Source organism: Micromonospora sp. WMMD964, from assembly GCF_029581455.1.
Taxonomy (GTDB): domain Bacteria; phylum Actinomycetota; class Actinomycetes; order Mycobacteriales; family Micromonosporaceae; genus Micromonospora.
In genome coordinates this window covers 1,146,869-1,159,228 of record NZ_CP120860.1, presented here as the reverse complement: position 1 = coordinate 1,159,228, position 12,360 = coordinate 1,146,869, and the positions used below count along the sequence as shown (strand labels likewise).

14 protein-coding genes and 1 tRNA gene are annotated in these 12,360 nt (G+C 70.7%); 6 read left to right on the top strand and 9 right to left on the bottom strand.

What is annotated here, in order from left to right:
* Positions 1 to 25 precede the first annotated feature (25 nt).
* The 3 genes from O7616_RS05470 to O7616_RS05460 are packed head-to-tail and all read right to left on the bottom strand — an operon-like array spanning position 26 to position 2,772.
* On the bottom strand, positions 26 to 1,495 hold the full coding sequence (locus O7616_RS05470; protein WP_282305865.1) for a protein phosphatase 2C domain-containing protein: 1,470 nt from the start codon (positions 1,493 to 1,495) through the stop codon (positions 26 to 28).
* On the bottom strand, positions 1,492 to 1,977 hold the full coding sequence (locus tag O7616_RS05465; RefSeq protein WP_088986981.1) for an FHA domain-containing protein: 486 nt from the start codon (positions 1,975 to 1,977) through the stop codon (positions 1,492 to 1,494). The genes O7616_RS05470 and O7616_RS05465 overlap by 4 nt, the downstream gene beginning before the upstream one ends.
* A 6-nt stretch (positions 1,978 to 1,983) precedes the next feature.
* Complete coding sequence (locus O7616_RS05460; protein ID WP_007454122.1) at positions 1,984 to 2,772, bottom strand: DUF3662 and FHA domain-containing protein; 789 nt, start codon at positions 2,770 to 2,772, stop codon at positions 1,984 to 1,986.
* A 207-nt stretch (positions 2,773 to 2,979) separates the two neighbouring features.
* Between O7616_RS05460 and O7616_RS05455 the strand changes: the two genes are divergently transcribed.
* From O7616_RS05455 to O7616_RS05445, 3 genes are all read left to right on the top strand, one after another.
* Positions 2,980 to 3,065, top strand: a tRNA-Leu gene (locus O7616_RS05455).
* A gap of 64 nt (positions 3,066 to 3,129) precedes the next feature.
* The gene (locus O7616_RS05450; RefSeq protein WP_282263454.1) at positions 3,130 to 4,245 is read left to right on the top strand and encodes an NAD-dependent epimerase/dehydratase family protein; all 1,116 of its coding nucleotides are present in this window, start codon (positions 3,130 to 3,132) and stop codon (positions 4,243 to 4,245) included.
* A complete protein-coding gene (locus O7616_RS05445) occupies positions 4,227 to 5,051 on the top strand; it encodes a WecB/TagA/CpsF family glycosyltransferase (protein WP_282305864.1) in 825 nt (274 codons plus the stop codon). Before O7616_RS05450 ends, O7616_RS05445 begins: the two co-directional genes overlap by 19 nt.
* Before the next feature lie 61 nt (positions 5,052 to 5,112).
* Here the strand turns inward: O7616_RS05445 and O7616_RS05440 are convergent, their stop codons facing one another.
* Positions 5,113 to 6,672 (bottom strand): S8 family serine peptidase, encoded by a 1,560-nt coding sequence (locus tag O7616_RS05440; protein ID WP_282305863.1) that lies wholly within the window; start codon positions 6,670 to 6,672, stop codon positions 5,113 to 5,115.
* 215 nt (positions 6,673 to 6,887) lie between these two features.
* Here O7616_RS05440 and O7616_RS05435 point away from each other — a divergent pair, with 215 nt between their 5' ends.
* Positions 6,888 to 7,487: a hypothetical protein gene (locus O7616_RS05435; protein ID WP_282305862.1), complete on the top strand. Its 600-nt coding sequence runs from the start codon at positions 6,888 to 6,890 to the stop codon at positions 7,485 to 7,487.
* Here the strand turns inward: O7616_RS05435 and O7616_RS05430 are convergent.
* The 3 genes from O7616_RS05430 to O7616_RS05420 all read right to left on the bottom strand — a co-directional run bounded on the left by O7616_RS05430 (position 7,455) and on the right by O7616_RS05420 (position 9,124).
* Positions 7,455 to 7,853, bottom strand: coding sequence for a hypothetical protein (locus tag O7616_RS05430; RefSeq protein WP_282305860.1), 399 nt, complete (start codon positions 7,851 to 7,853; stop codon positions 7,455 to 7,457). The genes O7616_RS05435 and O7616_RS05430 overlap by 33 nt on opposite strands.
* A 198-nt stretch (positions 7,854 to 8,051) precedes the next feature.
* Positions 8,052 to 8,273, bottom strand: a complete 222-nt coding sequence (locus tag O7616_RS05425; protein ID WP_278136761.1) for a DUF397 domain-containing protein — start codon at positions 8,271 to 8,273, stop codon at positions 8,052 to 8,054.
* Positions 8,243 to 9,124: a helix-turn-helix transcriptional regulator gene (locus O7616_RS05420; RefSeq protein ID WP_030487606.1), complete on the bottom strand. Its 882-nt coding sequence runs from the start codon at positions 9,122 to 9,124 to the stop codon at positions 8,243 to 8,245. The genes O7616_RS05425 and O7616_RS05420 overlap by 31 nt, the downstream gene beginning before the upstream one ends.
* A 624-nt stretch (positions 9,125 to 9,748) precedes the next feature.
* Here O7616_RS05420 and O7616_RS05415 point away from each other — a divergent pair.
* Positions 9,749 to 10,033, top strand: coding sequence for a hypothetical protein (locus O7616_RS05415; RefSeq protein WP_282263462.1), 285 nt, complete (start codon positions 9,749 to 9,751; stop codon positions 10,031 to 10,033).
* Positions 10,034 to 10,131: 98 nt separating this feature from the next.
* Entirely contained in the window at positions 10,132 to 10,593 is a 462-nt protein-coding gene (locus tag O7616_RS05410; RefSeq protein ID WP_282305858.1) for a hypothetical protein, read from the top strand.
* Between the two features lie 7 nt (positions 10,594 to 10,600).
* Here the strand turns inward: O7616_RS05410 and O7616_RS05405 are convergent, their stop codons facing one another.
* Positions 10,601 to 11,452, bottom strand: a complete 852-nt coding sequence (locus tag O7616_RS05405; RefSeq protein WP_282305857.1) for a PASTA domain-containing protein — start codon at positions 11,450 to 11,452, stop codon at positions 10,601 to 10,603.
* A gap of 131 nt (positions 11,453 to 11,583) precedes the next feature.
* The gene (locus O7616_RS05400; protein WP_282305856.1) at positions 11,584 to 12,282 is read right to left on the bottom strand and encodes a PASTA domain-containing protein; all 699 of its coding nucleotides are present in this window, start codon (positions 12,280 to 12,282) and stop codon (positions 11,584 to 11,586) included.
* Between the last annotated feature and the right edge of the window lie 78 nt (positions 12,283 to 12,360).

The window sequence follows — 12,360 nt, the reverse complement described above, 5'->3', positions numbered from 1 at the left end:
GAGTCCTCGGTATCTCAGCCGACGCTCACTCAGGAGACCGGCAACCGGCCGGGTCGAGCGCCGGCGTGGCCGAGTCGGAGGGCGTGACGTCGGGTGTGGTGATCGTGCCGGTCGCGCCGACGGCGTCGGTGGCACCGACGGTCGGGCTTGCGCTGACGACCCCGTTGGGGGTCGCCGACGGGTCGGCACTCGGGCTGCCGTTCGGAGTCGGCGTCGTGACGGCCTGCGGGGGCGACGGGGTGCCGCCGACCGGGCCGGTCGGGTCGAGCGGGCAGAGCGGCTTCAGGTTGGGATTGCTCGGGGTGTCACTGGTCAGCTCGGCGAGCTGCCGCTCGGCGTCCGGCTCGTTCTTGGCCCGGATGCCGACCTTGACAGTGTCCTGAGCGGCGACCGTGAGGTCGTCCAGTCGGGTGCCGCTGCGCCGGTGCACGGTGGAGAGGTCCATCCCGGCGATCTGACCCTGGACACCACGGAAGACGGCTACCTGCCCCTCCTCGGTGGCACCCACGTAGTACTGCCGCTGGGTGTACGTCCAGCCGCCGAAGCCCGCGCCGCCGACGATGACCAGCAGGGCCAGCGCCATGGCGGCGGTCCGCACCGGGCGGCGCTTCGGCCGGTCCGGTTCGTCGTCGGAGGCGGCCGGCTCCTCAGGGGCGGGTGGGCGCGGCGCGGAGAGCGCCGAGGCCCGGGCGGCCGGCGTCGAGTCGTCGGCGGAGGTCGCCATGCCCCGGTCGCGGGCGGCGGCGCCGCCGACGATCGGGGTCGCCTCGACGATGTCCTGGTCGGTCGCGTCGGCGATGATCACCGTGATGTTGTCCGGCCCGCCGCCGCGAAGCGCGAGCTGCACCAGCCGCTCGACGCACTGCTGCGGGTCGGCGTACTCCCGCAGGGTCTCGCCGATGGTCTCGGCGCTGACCACGCCCGAGAGGCCGTCGCTACAGATCAGGTAGCGGTCGCCGGGCAGGACCTGACGCACCGAGTACTCCGGGTCGATGTCCCGACCGTCCAGGGCGCGGGTGAGCAGCGACCGCTGCGGGTGGCTACTCGCCTCCTCGGCGCTGATCCGACCTTCGTCGACGAGCATCTGGACGTACGTGTCGTCCTTGGTGATCTGCGCGAACTCGCCGTTGCGCAGCAGGTAGGCCCGCGAGTCACCGATGTGGACCATGCCCAGCTTGCTGCCGGTGAAGAGGGTCGCCGTCAGCGTGGTGCCCATCCCCTCCAGCTGTGGGTTGGCGTCCACGGTGTCGCGGAGCTGTTGGTTGGCGGTGCCCACTGCCGAACGCAACGCATCGACGAGAGCGTCCCCCGGGACGTCCTCGTCGAGCGGCGCCATGGCACCGATGACGATGTTGCTGGCGACGTCACCGGCGGCCATGCCGCCCATGCCGTCGGCAACGGCAAGTAGCCGCGGCCCGGCGTAGACGGAGTCTTGATTGCCGTCACGGATCAGACCGCGGTCGCTGTGGGCCGCATAGCGCAGGGTCAGAGTCATGGCCGTAATTCGAGGGAAGTGCGGCCGATCCGGATCGGCACGCCGAGGGGGACGGGGGTTGGTCCGGTGACCTTAGCGCGATCGAGGTACGTCCCGTTAGTCGAGCCGAGGTCCTCGACGTACCACTGCCCGTCACGCGGCACGAGTCGGGCGTGTCGCGCGGAGGCGTAGTCGTCGGTGATGACCAGGGTGGAGTCCTCGGCTCGACCGATGGTGATCTGCGCTTCACCAAGAGTGATCCTGGTGCCGGCCAGCTGACCGGCGGTCACCACCAGCTGGTGTGCCGCCCTGCCCCGTTTCACCTTCGCCGGCTTCGCCGCCTGCCCGGTCGAGGCTCCCACCGCGCGTGGCGCGGCCACCAGACGACCGGACCGGGCGCCCGCGAAGAGATCGCGGCGGATCACACCGACCACCGTGAACACGAAGATCCACAGCAGGATCAGGAAACCGAACCGGGCAACGGTGATGACCAGTTCCGGCAAGGCGGATCAGCCGTCCACGCGGAAGGTCAGCGTCGTCGTCCCGAGCTGGACCATGTCACCGGGGTTCAGCGCGACGGCGGAGACCCGCTGCCCGTTGACCATGGTGCCGTTGGTCGAGCCCAGGTCGGTCAGCACGACCTGGCCCCCGTCGAAATCCAGCCGGGCGTGTCGCCGGGAGATGCCGACGTCGGGCAGACGCAGGTTGGCCTGGTCGCCGCGACCGATCACCGTGGACCCCATCTGGAGCGGGTAGGTGCGGCCGTCGCCGGAGACCAGCCGCACGTTGCGACCGCCACCGTGCCCCGGCGGCGGGCCGTAGCCGCCGCCCTGGTCGTACGCAGGGTAGGCGGGCGGGCCGGCGTCGTAGCCGGGTGCCGACACCGGGGCGACCTCGCCGCCGGTGTAGACCTCGGCCGTGACCCGGAACATGCCCGTGTCCAGGCCCTCACCTCGTTCGATCTCGACGATCACGTCGCCGTAGACCGTCCACGCCTGCTCGCCGATGAACTCCGCCTGCGACTGGGCCAACTCCTGGGCCAGCGCGGCGGCGTACGGCGCCAGCCGACTGTGGTCGAACGGCGAGAGATCGATCACGTAGCGGTTGGGCACCAACGTGCGCCCACCGGCCAGGATCGCCTTGTGCGCCTCGGCCTCCCGCTGCATGGCGTTGAGGATCTCCACGGGGTGGACCACCCCTTTGAAGACCTTGGCGAAGGCCCCTTCGACCAGGCCTTCCAGACGCTTCTCGAAGCGTTGCAGCACGCTCACCGGCTCCTCCTCGGGTCCCGAGGACATGATGGTATCCGGCCGGCGCGCGCGCAGCTCACACGCCGCTCGGCCGGCTGCTCCCGGCCCGTTCGGAAGGGCCGGGACTGTCGTGCTAATCTTTCGTCCGCCACGAACGGTAACCGGTCGTGGCGAGCGCCAGGGACAGCGTAGTATTCCCGAGGCCCGTTGGAGACAGCGGGACCGGGGCGGCTACAGTGTTCCGGGTCGTGCCACGGGGATGTGGCGGAATGGCAGACGCGCACGGTTCAGGTCCGTGTGCCCGAAAGGGCGTGGGGGTTCAACTCCCCCCATCCCCACCACAGACGAGGGCTCCGCTTGATGCGGGGCCCTTCCGTCATATCGGGACGTGCCGGACGTCACGCTATGCTGCGATGGATTCTGCCTCCGATGGACCGGGAGTGGCGTGTGAGTGTCGCGTTGGTGACAGGGTCGGGTGGCCTGATCGGCTCCGAGGCGGTCCGGCACTTCGCCGGCCTCGGCCTGGACGTGGTCGGCATCGACAACGACATGCGCCGGTACTTCTTCGGCGAGGACGGCTCCACCTCGTGGAGCCTGGAACGGCTCGGCCGTGACCTGGGTAACGCCTACACGCACTTCGCGGTGGACATCCGGGACCGGGACGGCCTGGAGCAGGTGTTCAAGAAGTACGGCTCGGACATCGCCGTGGTGATCCACAGCGCCGCGCAGCCGAGTCACGACTGGGCGGCCAAGGAGCCGTACACGGACTTCGACGTGAACGCCGGCGGCACGCTCAACATGCTGGAGAACACCCGCCTGCACGCGATCGACGCGCCGTTCATCCACTGCTCGACCAACAAGGTCTACGGCGACCGGCCCAACAGTCTGCCGCTGGTCGAGCTGGAGACACGGTACGAGTTGCCCGAGGACCACCGCTGGTACGAGGGCATCACCGAAGAGATGTCGATCGACCACTCGCTGCACTCGATCTTCGGCGCCTCCAAGGTCGCCGCCGACGTGATGGTCCAGGAGTACGGGCGCTACTTCGACATGAAGACGGCCTGCTTCCGGGGCGGCACCCTGACCGGCCCGGCCCACTCCGCGGCCGAGTTGCACGGGTTCCTGGCCTACCTGATGCGCTGCGTGATGGAGGGCCGGACGTACAACCTGTTCGGCTACAAGGGCAAGATGGTCCGTGACGCGATCCACTCCCGCGACGTGCTGACCGCGTTCGAGGCGTTCTTCCGGGCTCCGCGGTCCGCGGAGGTCTACAACCTCGGCGGCGGTCGGCACTCCAACACCTCCCACATCGAGGCGTTCCGGATCGCCGAGGAGATCACCGGTCGCGAGGCGCGGATCAACTACGTCGAGCAGAACCGCACCGGCGACCACCAGTGGTACGTCAGCAGCATGGCCCGGTTCGAGGCGCAGTACCCGGACTGGAAGATCACATACGACGTGCCGATGATCCTTCGGGAGATCTACGAGGCCAACGTGGACAAGTGGGTTCCCCAGTCGTGACCACGCCACGGACCAAACGCAATGTGCTCGGCGTCCTGGTCGACGCCACCGACTACGCCACGGCGACCGACGCGGTGGTGACCGCGGCGCACGAGCGTCGTCCGCTCGCACTGACCGCGTTGGCCGTGCACGGTGTGATGACCGGGGTGCTGGACCCGGCGCACAACGCGCGGCTCAACTCCTTCGACGTGGTCACCCCGGACGGGCAGCCGGTGCGGTGGGCACTCAACCTGCTGCACGGCGCCGGGCTGACCGACCGGGTCTACGGGCCGACGCTGACCCTGCACGTGCTGTCGCGTTTCGCCGACGAAGGTCTGCCGGTCTACCTGTACGGCTCCACCGAGGAGACCCTCGCCAGGTTGATCCCGGCTCTGGAGCGGATGTTCCCCGCCCTGAAGATCGCCGGGGTGGAGCCCTCCAAGTTCCGCGCCGTCGAGCCCGGCGAGGACGCCGAGATCGCCGACCGGATCCGGTCCAGCGGCGCCCGGCTCGTCCTGGTCGGGCTCGGCTGCCCCCGCCAGGAGGTCTTCGCGTACGCCATGCGTCCGCTGCTCGACATGCCGCTGATGGCGGTCGGCGCGGCCTTCGACTACCACGCCGGGCTGCTCCGCAAGCCTCCACCGTGGATGCAGCGCGCCGGCCTGGAGTGGTTCTGGCGTCTCGGGCTGGAGCCGAAGAGGCTCTGGCGTCGCTACGTCATCCTGAATCCGGCCTACCTGGGCCGGCTGGCCGCTCAGAAGATCGGCCTGTGGAAGGCCCGGCCGCCGGCGCCGGCCCACGACCGGCCGGCCACCTTCTCGGTCTGACCCCGTACGCCACGAGGCCCCACCCGGACGTCCGGGTGGGGCCTCGGTCGTGGGAGACCCGTCAGACGGTCAGGGTCCAGGTGTTGATGTAGCCGGTGTCGACCGAGTAGACGTCGCGAACCTGAAGGCGCCAGGTGCCGTCGGCGGCCTCACCGGACACGTTGACCGTGTACGTGGTGTTCACGTTGTCGGCGCTGTCCGAGCTGCTGCTGTTCTTCAGCCGGTAGGAGCTGCCGTCCGGGGCGAGCAGGTCGATGACCAGGTCACCTCGGTAGGTGTGCACGATGTTCACCGCCACCGTGGAGGCCGACGAGGCGTTACGGCCACAGCCGGAGATGGTGATCGAGCTGGTCACCGCCGAGCCGGCGTCCGGGATCGACACGTCGCTGCCGTTGGTGCCGGTGCAGCCGGTGGGCGGCGGTGGGGTGGTGCCGCCGCTGCCCACGTAGAGCAGCAGGTTCGGCGAGCCCGAGCCGACGTTGCTGATCACGTTGGGGGTGGCGGTGGACACGAGTTCGTTGCGCACCTGAGCCGGGGTCCAGCTCGGGTTGGCACTGGCCACCAGAGCCGCCGCCCCGACCACGTGCGGGGTGGCCATCGAGGTGCCGCTGATCGTGTTGGTGGCGGTGTTGCTGTTGTACCAGGCCGAGGTGATCGACGAGCCGGGCGCGAAGAGGTCCAGGCAGGTGCCGATGTTGGAGAACGACGAGCGGGCGTCCGCGCTGGTCGTCGAGCCGACCGTGATCGCCTCCGTGGTACGCGCCGGTGAGACGTTGCAGGCGTTCGCACCGTTGTCGTTGCCGGCCGCCAGGCCGTACGTCACACCGGAGGCGACCGAGTTGCGCACGGCGTTGTCCAGCGAGCTGTTCGCCCCGCCGCCGAGGCTCATGTTCGCCACCGCCGGCTTGATCGCGTTCTGGGTGACCCAGTCGACGCCGGCGATGACACCGGCGGTGGTGCCACTGCCGGAGCAGTTCAGCACCCGTACGCCGACCAGCTGGACGCCCTTGGCCACGCCGTACGCCGATCCGCCGACCGTGCCGGCGACATGGGTGCCGTGTCCGTTGCAGTCGTCGGCCGACCCGCCGTCCACGGCGTCGTAGCCGGAGGTGGCCCGGCCGCCGAAGTCGTTGTGGGAGAACCGGATGCCGGTGTCGATGATGTAGGCGCGCACGTTGCTCGCCGTGTTCGGGTAGGTGTAGGAGTTGTCCAACGGCCGGTTGCGCTGGTCGATCCGGTCCAGGCCCCACGACGGCGGGTTGGCCTGCGTTCCGGAGATCGAGACGGTGTGGTTCTGCTCGACGTACGCCACCGCCGGGTCGGCCGCGATCCGCGCCGCCGCGCTCGCGCTCACGGTGACCTCGAAGCCGCGCAGCGCCGCGCCGTAGGTGCGCGCCACCGAGCCGCCGTGGCGACCGGAGAGTCGCTTCGCGGTGTCGCCGACCCGGTCCCGGGCCACGGCGCTGTCCTTGAGTACGACGATGTAGCTGTCCGGAACGGCGGTGGCGCCGCCCGCGGCCCGCACCACACCGACGGGTTCGGCGGCCAGGGCCGGGGTGCCGACGGCCAACACCGTCGCCGTGGCCACCCCGATCAGTACGGACCTTCGTGGAAGACCCATCTCCTACCTCCCTCTGACCGGCGACGGAACGTGACGCCGGTCCCAAAATCAATCGACGTACGCCGATCAAGCTGAGGGTAGGTCAGCCGTCGGGCACTTGGACATGTCGAAACGGCCATACCTTCGGGTGATGACCCCCTACGGGCCCGACGTCCGGGGCGAACAGGGGACGGGCCCGGATTCGCCGGACGTCGATCCGGGAAAGACTCTCGAACATGGAGAGTCAGCTCACCATCCTGTTCCCGGTCGCCGCCGTCTGGTTGGCCGCCGGCGTCGTTGCCGACGGCCTTCCTCGTCTCCGCAACACCCGTGCGCTCCGCCGACGTACCGGATGGTTGCTGGTTCTGACCCTCACCGGGCTGGCGCTCACCGCTGCCGTGCTCGGCGGCGGTCTGCTCAGCGCCGGCTCCGCCCCGGTCGACCGGGCCGCCGCCGGGCTCACCCTGGCCGCCGGTCCGGCGCTCGTGGCGTCGGTCTGCTCGGTACGGCGGATCCGCCGGCTGTGGGCCGGATCGGGCGCCTTCGCCAACGCTCCCGCCACGCCCGCGCCGCACGGGCTGCGTGCCGCCGCGGCCCACCCGCTCGTCGGGCTGCCTCTCCAGGTGGCCGCCCTGGCCACGCTGCCGCCGGTGATCGCGGCGATCGGCACCGACCTCGGGGCCGACCCCAGCGTCACCGGGCCCGCGATAACAGTGGGCGCGCTCGCGGTGATCGCCATCGCGGTCCGGCACGCGCTGCGCCACAGCCGCCTGGCCGAGCGGGCCCAGCCGGACGCCGCCCGGTCAGCGCGAGCGGCCGGCCCCCTGCACGTATAGCAACTCCAGAATCGCCCTGGTCGCCTCGAACCAGCGGTCCAGCCAGTCCTGCGAGGGCAGGCTGCCCTTCGGCGGCAACTCCATCAGCAGGCCGCGCAGCAACGGATGATCCGCGAAGGCTCCGGTGGGCTCCATCGGCCACCCGGTGGGCGGGAACGACGGCTCGATCAGCGGGTTCGGGTCCAACGAGGGCAGCGAGAGCGGGGGGTCCGTCGACTCGGAGGCCGCCTCCCGCCCGCTCAACTCCTGGTCGGTCGAGACCACCTCGGTCAGTACGGTGTCCCGACGGGCCCCGCGGTACTTGCCACCGAATCGCTCCGGCTTGGCCGGACCGCTGGTGAGATTGTCTGAACCGATCGTCGTCATCCGTCTCGCCTACTCGCTCGGTTGCGGGTCGGTGCGGCGGGTCGTCGACCAGCGCCGTACCGACCGGTTCAACGAGACGGGGGCGTTGTGGCGACGGGATCGCCCACGGAACCTCACCGACCACCGCCGGTCACCCGGCTCCCGAGACGGGGGAGCCCCCGCCCGGCGGTGCCGGACGGGGACTCGTTGACCACTCACTCAGACCGCGCCGAACGCACCACCTCGGGTGCCGGCGACGAAGGCGTGCCAGTCACCCGGTGCGAAGACCAGGGCTGGGCCCGCCTTGTCCTTCGAGTCCCGCACTCCGACCGCCCCCGTCACGTACGCCACCTCCACGCAGTTGTCACAGTTCGGCCCGCTCTTCGAGCTCTTGAACCATGCTGCCTGCGTCAGGTCCACGGGGAACCCCTTGGTCGCCATTTCCACAACGGCTCCTCTGCCAGTTTTGCGATGTGTGCGACGGACTCCTCCGGACGTATGGCCGCAGCGCGGATGTGATCGAAGATGAAGCTGTACTTCTGCAGTTCGTCGCTCTTCTCGAGGAAGAGCCCACCCGTGGCGTTCTCCGCGTACACAACATCCGGATCACCGGGCTCAGGGAAGCTGAGGATCGTGAACGTGCCGTCCATGCCGGCGTGCGCACCCACCTCGAAGGGCAGGATCTGCAGCGTCACGTTCGGCAACTCGGCCACCTCGACCAACCGCTTGAGTTGGCCGCGCATCACCTCGTCCCCGCCCACCGGCCGACTCACCACCGCCTCATCGAGCACCACCCACAGATCGACCGGATCGTCCTGGGTCAATAACGACTGACGGCCCAGACGGACACGCACCCTTTGGTGCACCTGATCGGCGGTGAAGTCCGGCCGAGCGGCGCGGATCATGGCACCGGCGTACTCCTCGGTCTCCAGAAGGCCCGGCACGACCTGCTGTTCGTACGCCCGGATCGAACTCGCCGCCGCCTCCAGCCCGACGTACGCGCCGACGAGCACCGTGCTGTACGGATGCCACCAGCCCTTCTGGCGGGCCTCCCGGGCGATCTGCACGAGCTCGTCGCTCTCGGCACCGACGACGCCGTAGATCCGCAGCATGTCCCGCACGTCGCGTGGGGTGGCCGTGGTGTGCCCGGTCTCGATCCGGGACACCTTCGACGCCGAACACTCCAACTGCTCGGCGACCACCTCGATGGTGATTCCGGCGGACTCCCGCTGGCGGCGCAGCTCGGCACCGAGCCGCCGTCGTCTGATGGTCGGACTGCGCCGCTCACTCATGGCGCGACCCGGGAGTCAGTGGTCCCCGCCGCTGGCTGCTCGACCCCACTCGGGCTACCTCCGGTAAACGCGCCACTGGCCGACACCCGCCGGGGGCGCGACCGTCGACCGGCGGGCGTTCGCGACGATGGGGGTGGTGCCGGTCCTCGGCCGGCCGCGACGGGCGAAACCGGTCCCAGTGTGCCGTCCGTACGCGGATGGCTTCAATAGGCCGTTCGCGCGACACGCTCACGTATCGGCAAAAGTCGACGTGCAACTTGCATGAAGCACGTCCCTGATGCACTCTGTCCGTATGGCACGGATCACTCAGCGTCTCCGTTCGCTCCCTCGGAGTGGTGACCCCACCGATCCGGGGAAGTCGGGCACGACGCGGGTCCGGCCGACGACACCGAGACCTGCTCCGGGGTGATGACCCCGCCGCTGCAAGCCGGCAAGCTGCGGCGGCGGGCGCGGTTCCCGGAAGCAGCCGGGTGGTGGTCGGGTGGCGGCACGTCACCAGCGGGTACGGCCCGACCACCACCATCCGCACCACCGGTTCACGAGGCACGACCCCGTCGCCGGCCGAGACGTCCCCCGTTCAGGCACCGCCGGCAGCCCGCCGGCCAACCCTCCCCAGGAGCCCATGTGCTTCCCCGCACCGGTGACGTACTGCACGTGACTCGCGCGGCGAGTGTCCAGTTCCTCAGGCCGATCAAGTTCCGGGTGATCCGGGTGCTCGACTGGCCCACCTATGACGGCTGGCTCTGGCTCGACGGCTACGAGTTGAACGCCGCGGGCGACGCGGTCAACCGACGATCGATCTTCGTCCAGCGGGAAGGGCTGCAACAACTGCAGGCCGCCCCCGAGCCCCGTCCGCACACCGTGCGGGCCCGACGACCGGTCTCCCGTACCCCGGTCCGGGTTGGCTGACCCGCTCGATCCGCCACCGGTGGGCGTGCCGTCGCCATAGAATTGGCACGCCCACCCCGGCACAGTTCCACCCGCACGTCCAGGACCCTGACCCTGGGATGGTCATGGTCAATCAGCCCGCCCTGCGGCGGCACCACCGCTCCCGTATCGCCTACGCATTCGGACTACTGGCCCTCCTCGGGGCGATGACCACGGTGCTGGTCCTCGTCCGGGACCCGGCGATGTCGTCCACCCGGCTGACCACGCCGGTGCCCGCACCGGAGATCACCGTGATCGACGCCGACCCTCCGTCCGGCGACGACCCGTCGGTGTACGACGAACCCGGCTGGATCGGCGCCGACGCTCCGGGCAACCACGCCGGGACCCTCGAGACGCCTGGGCCGGTGACCGGCCACGGCGCCGGCGGCCAGTCCGACGGCCGTCAGGAGCTCACCGAGGCAGCTCCGGCCGGACACACCGCTGACGACGTCCGCCGGTCCCTGTTCTGGTCCGGGATCTTCGGTCTCACCATCTCGCTGGCCGGCCTCGGCATGGTCGGTACCCGCCGACGGATGTGGTGACCGCCGGTCACCGCGTGCTCGTCACCGTGGGGGTCGGCGTGGTCGGGCTCGCCCCGGTGGAGGGTCGAGCCTGGGACACGACCAGCAACACCTCGTCGTCGGTCGGCACCGGCGTGCCCGCCTCCGGTTCGGTGCCCACCACGGTGCCGGGCGGCAGTTCCGACGGGCGGTACACGACGCGGTAGGCGAGGCCCAGCCGGTCCAGCAGCCCTTCGGCGGTCGCCTGCGGCAGGCCGGCGAGCGGTGGCACCGGCACCTCGTCCGGTGGCGTGGTGGTCGGCGAACTGCTCGGCGACTCGCTGGTCGGTGCGGCCGAGGTCGGGGATTCACTGGTCGGTGCGGCGCTCGTCGCGCTGACCGGGGGGAGCGAGGGGGTCGGCCCCGGGTCGTCGCGGTCGTCGTCCTGGTCGGCGAGCACCAACCAGAGCGCTCCACCGAGCAGGGCGGCGAGCAGCAGCGCGAGCACGCCCCAGAGGATCGGCAGCCACCAGCGCCGACCGCCCTGTTCCTCGACGTACCACTCACCGGCGGGATCGGCCGGTCGGGATGGCCGGACCTCGGCCCGCCCGGACCACGACGGCGGTATCTGCGCCGTCCGATCGGCCGGCTCGCCGCCGGACCGGTCGATCGGCATGGTCTCGTCCGGCGACTGACCGGGACGCGCCGGGACGGTCCGGTCGATCGGTGTCGTCTCGTCAGGCGACGGAGGAGGACGGCGGTCGATCGGTGCCGTCTCGTCCGCACCGGCGGAGGGCCGGGCCGGTGGTGGTGACTCCGGCCGTTCCGCGGCCGGTGGCAGGGGTCGGGTCCGGTCGTCGTCGTTCTCGTCGGCGGGAGGCTCCTGGCGGTCGTTGCTCATCGCACGTCCCTTCCCGAACCCGGACGGGCGTCATGGCCCTCGACCGTCAACCTAGTCGCCCATGGCGCCATCGGCGGGGATCAGCGTGCCGAGCCGCGCCGGAGGCGGCTCTCATCGGCGCGGGAAAGGGCTCAGGGGGTGGGTTTGCTGGTCGGCTGTTCGGGGCCGTCCGTGCCACACCAGATGCTGACCTCGTCGTTCCACCGGGCACTGCCGTCCTCGGCCGGCTCCTGCCGGGTGACCTCCCCACTGCGTCCGCTGACGTACCGCGGGTAGAGGCCCTCGTCGATCAACTCGTTGGCGGCCCTGTCGCAGTTGTCCCCGACCACGTCCGGAACCTCGGCGGCCGGTGCCGGGCCGGCCACCTGGAGTTGCACCGTCGTACCCCGGGTGACCTCGGTGCCGACGGCGGGTGAGGCGTTCTCGACAGTACGGCCGCTGCCGCCACCGAACACCAACCGCCAGCCCAGCCGCTGCTTGCGCAACATCTCCCGGGCCTCGACGAAGTCCGTGCCGACCACCGGAGGCACGGTCAGGCCGGTCCCCTTGGTCGCGCCGGCGGAGGTCCGGACGGCCGACGGGGTGGCCCGGCCAGTGCTCGGCCGGGGCGTGACGGCCCGGTCGGTCGGCGAACCGGTCGTGCTCGCGACGGCGAGAGGATCCTCCGAGGACGTGCCGCCGTCACCGGCCAGCAGCCAACCACCTGTCGCGCCGACAGCGGCGAGCAGCACAGCGGCCAACCCGCCACCCAGCAACACGCCGGCCCGGCCCGCACCGGCACCGCCCTGACCACCGACGGCATCCTGTCGGCCCATGTTCGTGTCCGTCATACCGCCCACCGCCTCATCACCGGCGACCGTACCGCCCGCCGCCCAACCTGTTGCGCCGACCGCCCGCACCGGCGGGTC

Excerpts from the sequence above, each read along its gene's own strand:
- O7616_RS05470 (WP_282305865.1), bottom strand. The coding sequence starts at position 1,495 with ATGACTCTGACCCTGCGCTATGCGGCCCACAGCGACCGCGGTCTGATC.
- O7616_RS05435 (WP_282305862.1), top strand. The coding sequence starts at position 6,888 with ATGGAGAGTCAGCTCACCATCCTGTTCCCGGTCGCCGCCGTCTGGTTG.
- O7616_RS05450 (WP_282263454.1), top strand. The coding sequence starts at position 3,130 with ATGCTGCGATGGATTCTGCCTCCGATGGACCGGGAGTGGCGTGTGAGT.
- O7616_RS05410 (WP_282305858.1), top strand. The coding sequence starts at position 10,132 with ATGGTCATGGTCAATCAGCCCGCCCTGCGGCGGCACCACCGCTCCCGT.
- O7616_RS05460 (WP_007454122.1), bottom strand. The coding sequence starts at position 2,772 with ATGTCCTCGGGACCCGAGGAGGAGCCGGTGAGCGTGCTGCAACGCTTC.
- O7616_RS05400 (WP_282305856.1), bottom strand. The coding sequence starts at position 12,282 with ATGACGGACACGAACATGGGCCGACAGGATGCCGTCGGTGGTCAGGGC.
- O7616_RS05425 (WP_278136761.1), bottom strand. The coding sequence starts at position 8,273 with ATGGCGACCAAGGGGTTCCCCGTGGACCTGACGCAGGCAGCATGGTTC.
- O7616_RS05440 (WP_282305863.1), bottom strand. The coding sequence starts at position 6,672 with ATGGGTCTTCCACGAAGGTCCGTACTGATCGGGGTGGCCACGGCGACG.
- O7616_RS05420 (WP_030487606.1), bottom strand. The coding sequence starts at position 9,124 with ATGAGTGAGCGGCGCAGTCCGACCATCAGACGACGGCGGCTCGGTGCC.
- O7616_RS05430 (WP_282305860.1), bottom strand. The coding sequence starts at position 7,853 with ATGACGACGATCGGTTCAGACAATCTCACCAGCGGTCCGGCCAAGCCG.
- O7616_RS05405 (WP_282305857.1), bottom strand. The coding sequence starts at position 11,452 with ATGAGCAACGACCGCCAGGAGCCTCCCGCCGACGAGAACGACGACGAC.